15 protein-coding genes are annotated in these 16,631 nt (G+C 43.2%); 14 read left to right on the top strand and 1 reads right to left on the bottom strand.

Going from position 1 to position 16,631, the window contains the following annotated elements; all coding sequences use genetic code 11:
- The first annotated feature begins 120 nt into the window (after window positions 1-120).
- From ACKI5G_RS10405 to ACKI5G_RS10340, 14 genes are all read left to right on the top strand, one after another.
- Window positions 121-1,050 carry a hypothetical protein gene (locus tag ACKI5G_RS10405; RefSeq protein WP_407400134.1) on the top strand — a complete coding sequence of 310 codons (930 nt, stop codon included), beginning with the start codon at window positions 121-123 and terminating at the stop codon, window positions 1,048-1,050.
- Between the two features lie 161 nt (window positions 1,051-1,211).
- Complete coding sequence (locus tag ACKI5G_RS10400) at window positions 1,212-2,747, top strand: LPS-assembly protein LptD (protein ID WP_407400132.1); 1,536 nt, start codon at window positions 1,212-1,214, stop codon at window positions 2,745-2,747.
- Window positions 2,748-2,761: 14 nt separating this feature from the next.
- Window positions 2,762-3,760, top strand: a complete 999-nt coding sequence (locus ACKI5G_RS10395; protein WP_407400130.1) for a bifunctional heptose 7-phosphate kinase/heptose 1-phosphate adenyltransferase — start codon at window positions 2,762-2,764, stop codon at window positions 3,758-3,760.
- A gap of 29 nt (window positions 3,761-3,789) precedes the next feature.
- A complete protein-coding gene (gene rfaE2 / locus ACKI5G_RS10390; RefSeq protein WP_407400128.1) occupies window positions 3,790-4,266 on the top strand; it encodes a D-glycero-beta-D-manno-heptose 1-phosphate adenylyltransferase in 477 nt (158 codons plus the stop codon).
- Complete coding sequence (locus ACKI5G_RS10385) at window positions 4,259-5,296, top strand: glycosyltransferase family 9 protein (protein WP_407400126.1); 1,038 nt, start codon at window positions 4,259-4,261, stop codon at window positions 5,294-5,296. Before rfaE2 ends, ACKI5G_RS10385 begins: the two co-directional genes overlap by 8 nt.
- A gap of 73 nt (window positions 5,297-5,369) precedes the next feature.
- A complete protein-coding gene (locus ACKI5G_RS10380; protein WP_407400124.1) occupies window positions 5,370-6,497 on the top strand; it encodes a glycosyltransferase family 9 protein in 1,128 nt (375 codons plus the stop codon).
- Between the two features lie 15 nt (window positions 6,498-6,512).
- Window positions 6,513-7,520 (top strand): D-glycero-beta-D-manno-heptose-7-phosphate kinase, encoded by a 1,008-nt coding sequence (gene rfaE1 / locus ACKI5G_RS10375; RefSeq protein ID WP_407400122.1) that lies wholly within the window; start codon window positions 6,513-6,515, stop codon window positions 7,518-7,520.
- Window positions 7,521-7,523: 3 nt separating this feature from the next.
- Window positions 7,524-8,525 carry an ADP-glyceromanno-heptose 6-epimerase gene (gene rfaD, locus ACKI5G_RS10370; protein WP_407400120.1) on the top strand — a complete coding sequence of 334 codons (1,002 nt, stop codon included), beginning with the start codon at window positions 7,524-7,526 and terminating at the stop codon, window positions 8,523-8,525.
- A gap of 8 nt (window positions 8,526-8,533) precedes the next feature.
- On the top strand, window positions 8,534-9,031 hold the full coding sequence (gmhB, locus tag ACKI5G_RS10365) for a D-glycero-beta-D-manno-heptose 1,7-bisphosphate 7-phosphatase (RefSeq protein WP_407400118.1): 498 nt from the start codon (window positions 8,534-8,536) through the stop codon (window positions 9,029-9,031).
- A gap of 26 nt (window positions 9,032-9,057) precedes the next feature.
- On the top strand, window positions 9,058-9,819 hold the full coding sequence (locus tag ACKI5G_RS10360) for a glycosyltransferase family 2 protein (RefSeq protein ID WP_407400116.1): 762 nt from the start codon (window positions 9,058-9,060) through the stop codon (window positions 9,817-9,819).
- Window positions 9,819-10,937, top strand: a complete 1,119-nt coding sequence (locus ACKI5G_RS10355; protein ID WP_407400114.1) for a glycosyltransferase — start codon at window positions 9,819-9,821, stop codon at window positions 10,935-10,937. The genes ACKI5G_RS10360 and ACKI5G_RS10355 overlap by 1 nt, the downstream gene beginning before the upstream one ends.
- A 53-nt stretch (window positions 10,938-10,990) precedes the next feature.
- Complete coding sequence (locus ACKI5G_RS10350; protein WP_407400112.1) at window positions 10,991-11,917, top strand: VirK/YbjX family protein; 927 nt, start codon at window positions 10,991-10,993, stop codon at window positions 11,915-11,917.
- Between the two features lie 30 nt (window positions 11,918-11,947).
- The gene (locus tag ACKI5G_RS10345) at window positions 11,948-13,120 is read left to right on the top strand and encodes a glycosyltransferase (protein ID WP_407400110.1); all 1,173 of its coding nucleotides are present in this window, start codon (window positions 11,948-11,950) and stop codon (window positions 13,118-13,120) included.
- 19 nt (window positions 13,121-13,139) lie between these two features.
- On the top strand, window positions 13,140-14,102 hold the full coding sequence (locus ACKI5G_RS10340; protein WP_407400108.1) for a hypothetical protein: 963 nt from the start codon (window positions 13,140-13,142) through the stop codon (window positions 14,100-14,102).
- 94 nt (window positions 14,103-14,196) lie between these two features.
- Here the strand turns inward: ACKI5G_RS10340 and ACKI5G_RS10335 are convergent, their stop codons facing one another.
- Window positions 14,197-16,461, bottom strand: a complete 2,265-nt coding sequence (locus ACKI5G_RS10335) for an anaerobic ribonucleoside triphosphate reductase (protein WP_407400106.1) — start codon at window positions 16,459-16,461, stop codon at window positions 14,197-14,199.
- Window positions 16,462-16,631 lie beyond the last annotated feature (170 nt).

Below are 16,631 nucleotides of genomic sequence, written 5' to 3'. Positions count from 1 at the left end.
ACTATATAAGAGAAATAAAAAGTTTTAGTGCCGGGACGGCGTGAAACACAGAATTATCCTGCTGTTATTGAAAGCAATCATTATATACATTTTTACCACTGAATGTAGGAGGATTTTGAAATGCTTAAGAAATTATTTAGTATCTTTTTAAGCGGAGTGTTCCTGGTTTCATCTCTGGGCACGGCAGCAGCAGAGGTTCCAAACACCGCCAACGGCAAGCTGGGAGCTGTGGAAACAGTAACCTACGGTCAGGAGCAGACCGGTGCCATCGTGGAACGAATTAAAAAGCTGGAAAAGGATTATGAGTGCAGCAACACCAGCGGTGGTATGATGAACCGCATCAATAACCTGTACGACACCACCTTTGACAATTCTTCCAGCCCATCCCTTATTACCCAGCTCAATGCTCTGGAGTGGACCATTTCCCACAAGGTTAGTGCAGACCCTATCCAGAAGCGCATCAGCGATATGGAGCTGCAGATCAATGGCAAGAATTCCGATGCCTCCATCAAGAAACGCATTGAGGCTTTGGCAACCTTTGCCTTTGGCAGCACCACCATTCCACTGAGCCAGGTGAATGTGCCAGCCAACACCCTAGTAAAGATTTCTCTGGTAACCCCAATTAATGCCAAGGAATTGAAAAAGGGTGATGTTATTAAATTCAAGGCAGCAGAGGATGTTATTGAAAATGATATGCTTATCATAACTGCCGGTGCCTTGGGTGAGGGAGAGGTTACCGAGGTATCCCAGGCTCAGAACTTTGGACGTGATGCCAAGATCAACATTGACTTCAAGGACATGGAGGCCGTAGACGGTACCAAGATTGATATGACCTTGGGCGAGGAAGCCAAGGAAAACATGGAACAGATGGGCATGGCAGCCGGTGCCAGCCTGGCTGGCATGATTATTCTTGGACCTATCGGTATCATTGGCGGTGCTTTTGTAAAGGGCAAGAATATAAATCTACCAGAAGGCACTGAGATGTATCTCCAGACCGAAAAGGATTGCTCAATATATGCTATTCCAACCACCAGTGCCGAGCAGTTTTAATTCATAATTGAAAAGCTAAAACAGTCATAGAGCCTCTTTCGATAAATTATCATTATCGAAAGGGGCTTTCTTGTGTTATATGGTTAAATGGAGTATCATATAGTAGAGTATGTATGCAATTAAGGGCAATTGTGCCCATTTATAGATAGGGGATACATTTGATGAAAAGAAATACCAAGGCACTGCTGTGTGCCGGATTGATGGCTATTAGCTTGGTTTTGCCACAAGTAGCAGACGCATCCAAATATACTGCCAGCACTGATACAAATGCGGATGTACTGGATTATCTGGAAAACAATAAACGCTCCGCCAGGGAAAATGCCATAGCAGACGAGCAGAAGCAGCTGGTACATGATGCTTTTGAAATGCGAAAAAATCTGCGTGACCCATTGGATCCTACCAAAAATGTTCCTGTGGCGATGGAAGGTGACGAGCTTTTCTATGACCAGCGTAATGGTGACTTTTATGCCACGGGTCAGGTAAATATTACATCTCTGGACGCCCAGCGCTTTCAGACCGAAGAGGTCAACGGTAATATACAAAATACTGAAGTCAATGTACCAGGAAAGGGACATATGGTTCAGATGACTCCGGGACAGGCCAAAATTGTTATGGATGGCTATAAAATCCAGTATAACTATGGCAAAAAGACCGGTAGTATGGAAGACGCCAGTGGTAAGATTGACCATGAGTATATCAAGGGCAAGCGCATTGAAATGTATCCAGACAAAATCGTGATTTATGATGGCACTATGACCAAGTGCTCAGCCATAAATCCAGATTATCATACATCAGCCTCTAAAATTGAGGTTTATCCCGGGGATAAGATGATCTGTTATGATCTGAAATTCTGGTTGGGGCATGTGCCGGTTTATTCCACCAAGAAGCGCACCTTTAGATTGGATAAAGAGGATGACCAGACTGACTTACCTAAGGTGGGTTATACCAATGATGATGGCTGGTGGATCAGCAAGGACTTCCGTTATGATTTAGCTAAACAGCTGTATATAGATTCGGAGGTTAAATACACAGGTAAGCATGGCTTCCGCAGCCATGCCGATTTGGTTCACAACAATATGTTGGGTACTTTTAAGGTTTTGTATGGTTACTATGAAAGCTCCAACAATAAATGGGTAAAGAAGGAGCCTTCTTTTACATATTCCAAATCGATTCCTTTGGGGGATTGGCCATTCACCTTGGGGCTTAGCTATGAACGTGGTAAGTGGACTCAGAATGATATCCATAGTATCCACACCTATTATGGAATTTCTTTAAGCCATAATACAATTAATTTAGGTGGCAACCATAAACTGGATTTGAGTACCAGCTATTCCATTACAAATGAATCTGCCGATGATTCCAGTATACGAGGCTTTGGCTATGCAGCCTTGTTGCGCCGTGATGTGGATAAACGATGGTCATACTACACCAGATATAGCTATTCCCAGGCCAATACCAAGAATTCCCTCTTTGATTATGATCTGGACAGTTATTCACGTAAGTTGGCTGCAGGCTTTAGCTATAAGTTTAGTGATCATGATAGAGTAGTGGTTGGTTCCGCTTTTGATATGAATGATAGATCATTGGCGGATATGGATCTTTACTGGTTGCATGACTTCCATTGTCTCCAGTTGATTTCCCGTTATCGTGTTAAGCGTCATCAGATAAATGTAACATTACAGTTCAATCCTTGGTAATTAAGGAGCCGATAATGGATAAGGAAAAATTATTAAATGCTATAGATAAAATCCAGGGCTCAGAGGTTTTGGTAATCGGCGATATGATAGCTGATATCTACCTTGAGGGCACCATTTCCCGCATTTCCCGGGAAGCACCTGTATTGGTTCTGGAGCAGGCTGCTGAAAAGGTGGTGGCCGGTGGTGCGGCAAATGTGGTAAATAACGCGGCAACCCTTGGTGGTTATGTTCACGCCGCAGGCCTATTAGGTGATGACAATGGTGCAAGGGGGCTTACAGAAATCCTTACAGGCCGCGGGGTGGATGTGGCAGGATTTATAAAGGATGCCAGCCGTGATACCATTTCCAAGACCCGGGTTATTGCCGGGGGACGAACTACTGTGAGCCAGCAGATTGTCCGCATTGACAAGGAAACCAAGGAACCCATGTCCTCGGAGCATGAGAATGCTATGTCCCAGTATTTGGCAGAGGTGCTGCCAAAGGTTAAGGGAGTAGTCCTCAGCGATTATGGCAGTGGTACCATTACGGATAAGCTAAAAAAGCAGATTTTTGACTATTGTCATCAGAATGATATTCCTACCATTGTGGATTCACGCTATGATATTCTCCGCTTTAAAACAGTGGTTTTTATTAAGCAAAATGATGCAGAGCTGGCCAGCGCCGTGGGACGCACTCTGAATAATGAGGAGGAGCTTATAGCTGCCGGCAAGGAGCTATTGAAAAAAATGGAAGCCAAGGGAGCTCTTATCACCCGTGGTGAACAGGGTATGACCTTGTTTATGGCTGACGGCAGTGTGGAAAATATTCCTGTTTCCGATAAGAGTGAGGTTTTTGATGTTTCCGGTGCCGGCGATACCTGTGTGGCTACAGTTATATTGGCCTTGGCAGCAGGAGTGGAGCCATTGACAGCAGCGACCTTGTCAAATATAGCCTCCGGGATTGCCGTAAGAAAAATGGGTACTTCCACCGTTAATGCCCAAGAGCTTAGAGATTATATTACTAAACATATGTAAGGGGAACCCCTTGCTTAAAGGTATTTATTATGCTTATAGACGGTTCAAAAATAGAAGATTTTTGTAAGGTCCTGCGGGATGGCGGACAGAAGGTGGTATTTACCAATGGCTGTTTCGATATTCTTCACGCAGGTCATGTAAGATATTTAAAAAAAGCCCGTTCCTTTGGGGATTGCCTGGTGCTGGGACTTAACAGTGATGCCTCTGTAAGGCGCATTAAGGGGCCTAGACGGCCAATAAACTGTCAGGCGGACAGGGCTGAGGTGGCAGATGCCTTGGGGTGCGTAGATTATGTGGTAATTTTCGATGAGCCTACAGCTGAGGAGCTTATTACCAAGGTCCATCCAGATGTTTATGTCAAGGGTGGGGATTATACCTTGGATACCCTGCCGGAGGGACAAATCGTCAAATCCTACGGCGGTGAGGTGGAGCTGGTAACTTTGGTTGAAGGACGTTCCACTACCAATATCATCAATAAAATTCAGGCAGGTGACAGCAATGGCTAATGTAAAAAATGTTCTTGTAGTAAAGCTTAGTGCCATTGGTGATGTGATTCACGCCCTGCCGGTGTCCTACGCCATTAAGGAGACATATCCGGATGCAAAAATTACCTGGGTAGTGGAGCCACCGGCCTACGATTTGTTAAAGGACAACCCATATATAGACAAGATTATTGTATTTGAAAAGAAGAAATTTAAGTCCTTTAAGGGTTTTTTTAAAAACTATGGACCTTTTTCCAAGATAATCAGGGCAGATCGTTATGATGCTTCCCTGGATTTACAGGGCCTCTTTAAATCCGCAGCAATTGTTTGGAATGCCAAGGCCCGTCTTCGTATTGGTACCTGTAACATGCGGGAAATGTCCCATAAGATAAGCCGTCCGGTAGTTGGTCCTAATTCCAATGGTCACATTGTGGAGCGTTATCTGGACGTGGCCAGAGCTTTGGGCTGTAAAGTGGAAAATGTGGTATTTCCCATGGAAATCACAGAGCGTGACCGTATAGGTGCTGAAGGAGTCATGCAGCAGGCGGGAGCACGTATGGAGAATCCTTATGTGGTGCTGGCTGTGGGGGCCAACTGGCCTAATAAGCGGTGGCCGACCAGATACTATGCCCAGCTGTCTGACTGGCTTTATGGTATGAAAATCATTCCGGTTATTATCGGTGGTGGTGTTTTGGACGGTACATTGGCGGCAGATATTGAAGCTGCAGCGGAAATTCCACCAATCAATTTAGTGGGAAAGACCTCATTAAAGCAGCTTGCCTATATTATTCAACAGTCTCAGGCTGTAGTTGGTGGCGATACCGGACCGGTTCATCTCTCTGCAGGCCTTGGAAAACCAACGGTAATGGTTATGGGACCTACTGATGCCAACCGCAATGGTCCTTACGGACAGTTGGAAAATGCCATTGAGGCTAACCGTCCATGTAAATATTGCTGGAAGCGGGCCTGTCCTAAGGGGCTGGAGTGCTTGTCAGTGATTCACCCGGATGAGGTTGAAGCAAAGCTGTTGGCACTGTTAAAAAAAGATAAGTAAAGGTATAAATATAATATCCATGAAAAACTACAACAATATTCTGGTCATTAATCTAATGCATATTGGGGATTTAATGTTGGCTACCCCTGTACTTAGAACCCTGAGAGCCAATTATCCAGCATCCAGGATAACTCTGTTGGCAGATAAAAAGCTGGCCGATCTGGTGGTACATAATAAATGGATTGATGAGTGCTTATTGATAGATAAAAAGGGTGCAGATAATGCATTGCCAGCCTTTATAAAATTCATAAAAAAGGTACGTCAAAAAAATTATGACCTGGTAATAAATCTTCATCGCAACGAAAGGGCGTCAGCCCTGGCGGCCTTCAGTGGGGCCAAGACTATTGTAGGCTACAGCAAGCCCATATTTTCTCTGTTATTTACAAAGGTAATGAACAACCCTTCTGTGGCCCATCATATAGGTTGGGGACCATTTCATCTGTTTCCACCATATAAATATGTACCAGGCTGGGAGCATCAAGTCCATGCCCATTTAAATGTTTTGAAGGAAGCACTTGATATAGAGAAAATCGATGACGGCGGTCTGGAAATGTGGGTGGCTGAGAAGGATACTGTCTCTGCTGATAAAATCTGGCAGGACAGCTTCCCGGAGGATACCAGAGTGGTGGCCTTTAACATAGGTGCCAGCTGGATAACCAAGCGATGGATTGACAGCTATTTTGCCCAATGTGCTGACCAGCTTTTGGATAAGGGGTACGGAGTGGCTTTCTTTGGTGGCCCCATGGATACAGAAATTGTTAATAAGTGCATTTCCCAGATGAAAAATAAGGACAGTGAACTCATAAAAGTATTTACGGGAAAGTTGTCCTTGGCAGAGCTGGCAGCCATGCTGAAAAAATGTGCTCTTATGCTCACTACAGATTCTGGTCCTATGCATGTGGGAGTTTCCCAAAGTGTGCCGGTGGTTACCATGTTTGGTGCCTCTCCAGTACCGGGATTTTATCCATATGATGCCAAGGATGTACTTATAAAGAGTCCTGAACCCTGCCACCCATGTGGCATTCATCAGTGCCCGCATGAGGGAGACAGGAATTTGGCCTGTATGAAGAATATTACAGCAGAAACCGTTATGAAATATGTATGGGAGCTGCTGGAAAAATACGAAGATAAGGCGGGAAATGTGCCAAGAGAGTATGGCGCATATACGTGCCGGGTCGTAGAAGCAACAAAAGCGGAGTAAGGAGGAAGTAATATCATGACCACAAACAAGGATAGATTAAAGGAGTTTGTCACCTCAGGCATGTCCAAGGTGCATATTCTTGTGGTAGGTGATGTAATGCTGGATAAGTATTACTATGGAGAAGTGACCAGAATATCACCGGAGGCCCCTGTGCCAATTACCCGTGTGGTTGACACCAAGGACACCATGGGTGGTGCTGCCAACGTAGCCCATAACCTGGCTCTTCTTGGCTGTAAAACCTCTATTGCCGGTTTTGTGGGTGATGATTACCATTGCCAGACCTTGGTAGATAAGTTTATTTCCCGTGGCATAGACTACAAGGGAATAATTTACCGTGAGGAGCCTACCACCACCAAGCTGCGTGTTATAGGGGGCCATCAGCAGATGCTTCGCCTTGATTTTGAGGATACGGAGCCGGTAAAGCCTCTGTACGCCAACCGCCTCTTGAATTTTGTGGAACAGTCATTGGATGATGTGGATGCAATCATTCTCTCTGATTACGGCAAAGGTGCCTGTACGGATGAGGTTTGTGAAAGTGTCATTGAAATGTGCAACAATGCCAATGTGCCTGTGCTGGTGGATCCCAAGGGACGTGACTGGAACAAATATACAAATGCGGATTTCATTACTCCAAATGTAAAGGAAATTAACGAAATACTGGAAAAGCCTATTAAAAATCGTGATGAAGCTATTAAGCAGGCGGCCACATATATCATGAGCAAATTCAAGATCAAAAATGTACTTGCCACCCGTTCTGAGTGCGGTATGTCCATGGTAACTCCAACGGAGGCCGTTCACATTCCTACAAAGTCCCAGGAGGTATTTGATGTATCCGGTGCCGGTGATACTGTTATAGCCGTATTTGCATTGGGGATCGCAGGAGGTCTGATTCCTCGTGAAGCTGCATACCTTGCAAATCTGGCAGCCAGTGTTGTTGTGGGCAAGCTGGGTACTTACGCTGTTAGCAAGGATGAGCTTGAGGGCGTGCTTTTACAGACTATGACGTCTGAGGAGGATAAATAATAAATGATTATCGTAACAGGTGGTGCCGGATTTATCGGCAGCAATATTGTAAAAGAGCTTAATCGTCAGGGGCGTAGTGATATACTTATCGTTGACGATTTAAATAACCGCAAGGAACAGAGTCAGTCCTACCGCAATCTTCGTGGTTTGCAGTTTATCGATTATATGCACAAGGATGACTTCCTCGCGGCTATTCAAAATAAGGAATTTGATGGTGTTGATGTGGATGTGGTATTCCATGAGGGGGCCTGCTCCGACACCATGGAATACGATGTCAACTACATGATGAAGGCCAACTACGAGTATTCCAAGTCAGTGCTTCATTTCTGCATGGAGCATCGGATTCCATTCCTCTACGCCTCCTCTGCTTCCACATATGGTGCTGGGGAAAACGGCTTCCGTGAGGGAGATGAATGTGAGGATGCCTTGAATCCTTATGCTTATTCCAAGCTGTTGTTTGACCGTTATGTGCGTCAGGTGATGTCCGATACCCAGAGTCAGATTGTGGGCTTGAAGTATTTTAATGTATACGGTCCCCAGGAGCATCACAAGGGTAATATGGCCTCCATTTTCTATCAGCTGTATCATCAGGTGAAGAAGGATGGCGTATGTCGTCTTTTTGAAGGCTGGGGCAAGTTCAGTGATGGTACCGATGTGCCAAATGGTGGTCAGAAGCGTGATTTCATTTATGTAAAGGATGTTGTAAAGGTAAATCTTTGGTTCTGGCAGCATAAGGGGCCAAGCGGTATTTATAACTGTGGCACCGGTAAGGCACATACCTACAATGAGGTGGCCGATAGTGTTATCAAGGCACTGGGCAAAGGTAAAATTGAGTACCGTGATTTTCCGGAGGTGTTAAAGGGTAAGTATCAGAACTATACTCAGTCCGATACCACCAAGCTGCTGGAGGCTGGCTACGACCAGGGCTTCTATGATATGTATGAGGCCGTAAAGGAATATTGTGACTTCCTTGATGCCGGCGGCTACTTTAAATACGGCAAATAGGTATTTTTATGAACAAGGCAGTTTTTTTTGATCGTGATGGTACCCTAAATGAAGAGGTTCATTACCTTCATAAAATTGAAGACTTTAAATGGATAGAGGGCGCCATAGACGCCATAAAGTATTGTAATGACAATGGTTATCTGGCCATTGTCATTACTAATCAGAGCGGAGTTGCCAGAGGCTATTACCCGGAAAGTGACATTATGAAGCTCTATGATTGGATGAACGCTGATTTGGCAAAGCATGGAGCCCATCTTGACGGCATTTATTATTGTCCTCACCATCCTGCGGGGAAGGTGAATGAATACGCCATAGAGTGCGATTGTCGTAAGCCAAAGCCGGGAATGCTCTTTAAGGCTCAGAAAGACCATAATATTGACCTAAAATCCTCTTATCTTATAGGCGACGGTGCCAGAGATGTGGAATGTGCGGCGGTTGCTGGGGTAAAAGGAATACACTATGATGGGGGTAATTTATACTATTCCCTTGTTGGTAGTATCAAATAAGTTTTAATGAGAAGGATGTAGTTTAAATGTCAGATTTGGCGGTTATTATTTTGACGAAAAATGAAGAAGCAAATATTGAAGACTGTATCAAAAGTGCATTATTTGCCGACGAAATAATAGTTATAGATTCCGGTAGTACTGATAATACACAGGCTAAAGCTGAAGCTTTAGGAGCCAAATTTGTGGTACATCCTATGGGAGATGAAGGGTTTGCGGGACAGCGAAATTATGCTTTGACCCAGACAAATGCCAAATGGGTGTTCTACCTTGATGCAGATGAACGACTGACCAATGAGGCTGCTGATGAAATAAGGGAAATAGTTCAGTCCGATAGAATTGGTGTATACCGTATTAAAAGGATGAATGTTTTATTTGGTAAGCTGATGAAATACGGTGCTCATGCCCCAGATTGGTGTGTCCGCCTTTATCCACGAGATGAGGTGCATTGGGTAGGTGTTGTTCATGAGCGGGGAGAAACAACGTTGTCCCAGCATGACCTTAAGGGGGTAATGCATCATCACACCTATAACGAATGGAATAGCTATTTCCGTAAGCTAGGTCAGTACACTGACATGATGGCTGCAAGAATGCATCAGGATGGCAAGAAAGCTGGTATGGGGGACTTAACACTTCGTCCTATATATGCCTTTATCAGGGCTTATATAATAAAGAGGGGATTTCTGGATGGGGAAATGGGTATAGTATTTTCCCTATTGCACGGTTATTATACATTTTTGAAGTATTTAAAGCTTAGGTATTTCTATATAGGAAAAGGGGAACAGCAATAATGAAGGTTGCTATACTGGAAACAGTAAAGGCCAGCGCCGGCTTTGAATTGGAATTTGATAGAATTATTATTGAGGCTTTACAAGAGGCGGGCCATGAGCCGGTAATGATGATGCCGGCGGGTACTGTGCTGGACCAAAATTTTGATGTACCTAAATATGAGCTGTCTGGTGGGAGTATTATTTCCTATGATGGTGTCAAAGGTTTAAAAAAGATATGGTATTCATATTTACGGGAAACTCGTCGTGTAAAATGGTTTGATTCAGCGCTTGAGGTGGCAGAAAAGGAAGGTATAGATGCAATTTTGCTTACTACTGCAACCTATCGTTATTTGCGTTCTCTAAAAAAAAGTAAGCTGCGTTGTGGTAAAGTGCCAGTTTATTTTATTTTTTTAGGTGTTAATCCTAGCGAAAAGCCGAAATTCTTAAAGAAGGCCCAGGAATGTCTACCATATAAAAATATTCATTTGTGCGTCACTACACTTAGGGATGATTTCGGTAGTGAAAGACCAGAAAATGTTAAGCTGATAAAACCACCAGTAATGATTCCATCAGCTTGTAAGCCTCAATCATCTGGGGATGTATTACGCATCGGGTTCTTTGGACATTACCGCAAGGGGGAAAAGAATATTGACTGGCTTCTTGACTCAATTTCGGGGGCACAGTTCAAAATACCTGTGAAATTCATTATTCAGCTGGCACCCACTACAGAAGAAGACCGTCAGGAGGTTGAGAGGATAGTAGATGGTTGGAAAAAAAACAGCCGTGTGGAGTTTATTACACACAAGCTGTTGAAGGATGACTGGTACAATGCTATTCAGTCTGTGGACGTGGTATATTTGCCGTACACAGCCGAAAGATACCTCTATAACTGGAGTGCTATTTATTTTACGGCCATTGGTGCCAAAAAGCCTGTTTTGACCACTAGAACCTTAAATCCTGAGGTCATGGAAAAATACTCCATTGGAGAATACATTGATACTACTGATTATGAAATATTCCGCAATCAGTTGGAAGAATTTATAAATAATTACGAAACAAACAAGGCAAATTATAATAATGCATTAGAAAAGGCTAATCAGGAATATAGCAAGTCTTCCTTTATTCGTAGTCTGTTTTAAATTGCCTTTTTACTTCCTGTTATTGAACAGGCCAAGGAGAAGAGTTGATATGAATGAGTGATAATAAGCTTCAAAGCTATACTGCTTTGGGGAAGCAGATATATGATACCAGCAAGGGCAGGGAAAAACGCCGATACTATGTATTTTTGTTGCGTTCCCTTAAGTATAGAAAAAAATTGAATGACCTTCAGCGCTATTTTACCTCCACGCCCCTTTTGACAGAAATACAGAGGTTGTATCCGTTTGTTTATGAGCAGCCTACCAGGGCCTTTTTCTACAATAAATCCACATTTGATGAACGAATAGAGATTGTCAAGGAACATTTTGATTACTTGCTTGGCAAGCTTAAAGCAGAGGTTATTCGGGACATTTACACGAAAAAAAATCTCCCTATATGGCAAGGAGAAGATATAGATGGTCAACATTTTGGGGCGTATTTGTACTATGAGGATGGTCATCGCAAGGAAGGTATGATGTCTGTAGTATTGCGGCTGGATGTAAGAGCATTATATCTGATTGTTTTTTGGATTGCCAAGGACAAAAATGGTAAATGGGCTATGTGGATTGGGGCTATGCAAGGTCCCAATATGGATGATGCCAAGGATGTAGTTAAGAAAATAACTAATCGGTGTCATCGATACCGTACCAAGAACCTTATCTTATATGTAGCTCAGGCTGTGGCAAGAAATTTAGGGTTGGAAAAGATATATGCAGTAACTAACTTTGGTTATTATGCCAACAATCATGTGCGGATGGACCGCAAGCTGAAAACTTCTTTCAGTGACTTTTGGCAAGAGGCTGGTGGACATCCTACCGATGATGAGCGTTTTGATGAATTGCCGTTGGTAGAACCACGGAAAACTATGGAAGAGGTTCCCACCAGAAAACGTGCTGTTTACAGAAGGCGGTTTGAGTTTTTGGATAATATAGATGCTTCAATAGCATCGGCTATGAAAGACATGCGTCTTGAAGATAATTAAGCATGTTGCAATATTCTAAAGGAGGAATATATGCGAATTTTATTGGCAAATTTTTCCAAAATGGTAGGGGATACCGGTGGTGCTGCTAAGGTACATTGCAATTTCGCCAATGTTATGCAGCAACGAGGCCATGATGTGTCCATGGTATATAGTGATGATAATCAGGGGGAATGCTTCTTTCCTGTTAATAAAGAGGTTCGTCAATATAATATAAATTATTATAATGGCCACAGCTATACCTTTCCTTTAAGATATAGGATTCGCCGTGAGGTACTGCGGGTTTTCAGCAGGAAGCTGGCTTCTTCCGTCAATGATGATTTTACCAAGGATTACCTGTTGGATAATGTGAAATCAATTCTGGATAAGGAAAATCCGGATATTATTATTGCCTTTCAGCCAGCAGCGGCCAAGGTATATATACAGGATATCAAGACAGATATACCAATTATTCTCATGTGTCATGGAGAGGCTGAGGACTGGTTCCGCAGTTATCCCGATAAGCAGGTTCAGGCCATAAAGGATTGTGATGTGGTTCAGGTGTTGATGCCATCATTCAAGGAAGCAGTCACAAAGCGTTATCCAAATACAAAAACAGTGGTTATTGGAAATGTGGTACCACAGTTTGCAAAGGAGGAAATAGCAAAACATGTAGGGCACCATAAAATTATCTTTATTGGTCGTTTGGCTCGTAACCACAAGCGTCCTCATTTATTGCTTGAGGCGTTTATTCCCTTGGCTTCCAAATACCCCGATTGGGATGTGGAAATCTGGGGCAAGGAGCATAGTCGTGGCTATGCTGAGGAAATGCAGTCCAAGATAGATGGGGCAGATTTGCAAGATCGCGTAAAAATTATGGGTACAACCCATGACGTGGAGTCTGTCCTAAGACAAGGAGATATTTTTGTATTCCCAAGTGCCTATGAGGGATTTGGACTTACTATTGCTGAAGGCATGAGCGTGGGCTTGCCGGCTGTAGCCTATGCCAACTGCCCGGCTGTAAATGAATTGGTTCATGACGGTGTAGATGGTTTCTTGGTTGAAGATGGTGTGGAGCCATTGCAAGAAAAGATGGAGCTGTTAATGTCAGATATGGACCTTCGTGTAAAAATGGGTACTGCAGCTCATGAAGCCATGAAGGAATACAGTGACGATAAAATTTGGGACACCTGGGAAAAGCTAATTCAAGAAACGGCACATAAATGAAATGACCGAAAAGGATTACATGATGAGCGACTTTATCTTTAAAAAACACAAAATATTATTTTTAAATATTTGTGAAAATATGGACACGTATCCTCAAATGCGTTGTGCCTCTCTTTATAAAGATATAAATGGTTGGGAGAAGAAAAAATTTAAATTTGCAGAACATGTTAGTGGAAGTGACATGAGTAAATGGTATGGTGAATGGAAAAAACACATAAATGAGTATGATACGGTTTTTATAGGAGATGGCGGTAGAGGCCCAGATATAGTAGCCTACTTAAACAAAGTTAATCCTAATATTAGGGTAATCTTATATTATTTGGATACGATTTTTCCAGGACATCGGTGTGAACCCTGCAATTATAAAGGTTTGAATTGTGAAATGTATACATTTGATAAGGAAAATGCAAAAAAGTATGGCATACCGTTTAAACATTTCTATTATCCATATATGTCATTGAATAATGCCAGCCAGATGGAGAATGTTAATGCTTCTATTAGTGATAACGATGTAAATGACATTTTTTTTGTTGGTCAAGATAAGGATAGATTAGCCTATTTACTTCAACTAAAGGAAAATTTTATTGAAATGGGTTTGTCGTGCGATTTTCATATAAAGCGTGACCCACACAGTATGTATTGGCCATGGAATAAAAAACATACCTTTAAGGATGGTATCTCATATGATGATGTTATTGGTCGAATAAAAGGTTGCCGTGCCATTTTAGATATCGTACAAGAAGGGCAACATGGGATTACGTGGCGTCCTATGGAGGCTATGTGCTTTGGGAAAAAGTTGATTACTAATTTTACTGATATTATTAATTATCCTTTTTATAATCCTGAAAATATATTTGTATTGGGCACAAGAGAAATCAATGAACTTCCATCATTCGTGTCCAAGCCTCTAGTTAAAGTGGATAAGTCTATTATGGATGAATATGTTTTTGAAAATTGGTTGGAATCTTTCTTTACTGAATAATATTATTATTAAAATATGTGTCTTATAACTAAAAGGCGCTGGCCCGGTATTCCGAGTCAGCGCCAGTTTTTTACGGTTAACTTATTTTGTTGCTTTATTCAAACACAGGTCTTTTCACTACCTTATGTCCGGTGATGATTTCCTTACGTTTGCAGTGTGGGCATTCGTTTTCAATAATGCCTGTATAGCCGCAGACAGGGTCACGGTCAACAGGGTGGTTAATGGAGAAATAGCCCATGTTGGCATCGTGCATGGCACGAACCAGAGCCTTGAAGGCCTTCACATTCTTGGAAGGGTCTCCGTTTATCTCCACATAGGCAATGTGGCCAGCATTTTCCAGCTCATGGTATGGTGCTTCAATGCGGATTTTGTCCAAAGCTTTAATGTCGTAGTATACAGGCACATGGGAGCTGTTGGTCATATAATCTCTGTCGGTAACCCCGGCAATTTTGCCGAATTTCTTGCGGTTTGCCCGCTGGAACTGACCGGCAGTGGACTCGGCAGGAGTACCAAAGCAGGTCCAGTTCATGCTTTCTGACTTGGTATATTCATCTGTCTTCTGACGGATATGGCCCACGATTTCCAGACCCAGCTTCTGAGCCTCCTCAGATTCGCCGTGGTGCTTGCCAATGAGAGCTACCAGACACTCAGCCAAACCGCAGAAGCCAATGGAATAGGAAGCATGCTTCAATACTTCCTCAATGGAGTCCGTATTCTTCAGCTTGTCACTGTCCATCCAGATACCCTGTCCCATAAGGAACGGATAGTTATAGACGTGCTTATGCTTAATGGTCTGCAGTCTGAACAGGAGATAGTCGTGGCTGATCTGAATGTATTTATCCAAGAGGCACCAGAATTTGTCCATATTTCTGTCAGCCTCCAGAGCCAGCATTGGCAGATTAATGGTGGTAAAGGAGAAGTTTCCTCTGCTGCCCACCTCGCTAGGACCATTTACGTTGCCAATGGTACGGGTACGACAGCCCATGGTGGCAATTACGCTGTTGTAGTTGCCAGGCTTGTAGTATTGGAGGTTATATGGGGCGTCCACATTTACGAAGTTAGGGAACAATCTCTTGGCAGAGGTCTTGCAGGCCTGCTGGAAAAGATCATAGTTAGGATCCCCGGGATTGTAATTTACCCCTGCCTTAAGCTGGAACACGGAAATAGGGAAAATGGCAGTTTCACCATTACCCAGACCGCTCATAATGGCGTTCATAACCTCCCGCATGGCAAGGCGCCCCTCAGGAGAGGTATCCATACCATAGTTAATGGAGCTGAATGGTACCTGGGCACCGGCCCTAGAATGGAGGGTGTTGAAATTATGGATTAGTGCCTCCATGGCCTGATGGGTTTCCTCGGTGGTATCATCACAGGCCAGACGATAAATATTGGCAGAATCCAGCTTCAAATCCGGGCTGGTCTCCATAATATCTGTAGGCAGCACCTTACTCAGAGCTTCAGTAATGGCCTTAATGTTATCCTCAGTTGCGGTTGGCTCACTATCGGTAAAGGTGCATTGCTCGTAATTCATAGCTTCCATAAATGCCTTACGGAATTCCTTGGCGGCGGTCAGCTTATCCCCACCAAAGCGGTAGAGACAGGCCTTGTAGGCTTCATCAGCTATAGCTTTTTTAAAGGTCTTGCGCACACCCTCAGCCATGGCGTAGTCAAAGGCATTGATGGACTGACCACCAAACATGTCATTTTGGTTGGACTGAATAGCAATGCAGGCCAAAGATGCGTAAGCACGGATGGAATTTGGCTCACGAAGAAAGCCGTGTCCAGTGGAAAAACCACCATGGAATAGCTTCAACAAATCAATCTGGCAGCAGTTCAGTGTGATTAAGGAAAAGTCCTTGTCGTGAATATGGATATAATTTTCCCTGTCAGCCTTGGCAAATTCTTCAGGAAGCATGTAGTTATCTACGAAATGCTTGGCACCTTCGGCACCTAATTTAAGCATAATACCCATGGAGGCATCGGTGTTTATATTGGCATTGTCACGCTTCATGTCCGAATCCACAGCATCAGCGAAGAAAATATCCCGATAGCTGTTCATGAGATGCTTTTGGGCCTCACGGCGGTTGGCATGGCGCTGACGATACATGATATAACGCTTGGCTATCTCATAGTAGTCCTGCTCCATGAGAGTCTTCTCAACAATATCCTGAATATCCTCTACGTTGATATTTTCCCAGTTCTCAATGGCGGACTCCACCTGGTCCACAACCTTCTGAATATCCCTTGTAGACAAGGAGTCATTTACAGCCTTGCTGGCTCCTGCAATGGCGTTGAAAATTTTGGATGAATCGTAGTCCACCACAACGCCGGAGCGCTTAATAACGTGCTTTAACTTCATTTATTACACTTCCTTAATTTCAAAAAAACTATCCTATATAGGATATACCAAACAACAATGAATAACAATTCTTGATTTTTTACCGTGTTTGTGCTAGACATTCGTGGTACAATAGAATAGAATGTATAGGCTGACCATAATAGCTTTTTATTACTATTTTAAGATACATA

The organism is Anaerovibrio sp., from assembly GCF_045637405.1.
Taxonomy (GTDB): domain Bacteria; phylum Bacillota; class Negativicutes; order Selenomonadales; family Selenomonadaceae; genus Anaerovibrio.
Note: the sequence above shows the minus strand (reverse complement) of the source record. Positions and strands in the feature narration are given on the sequence as shown.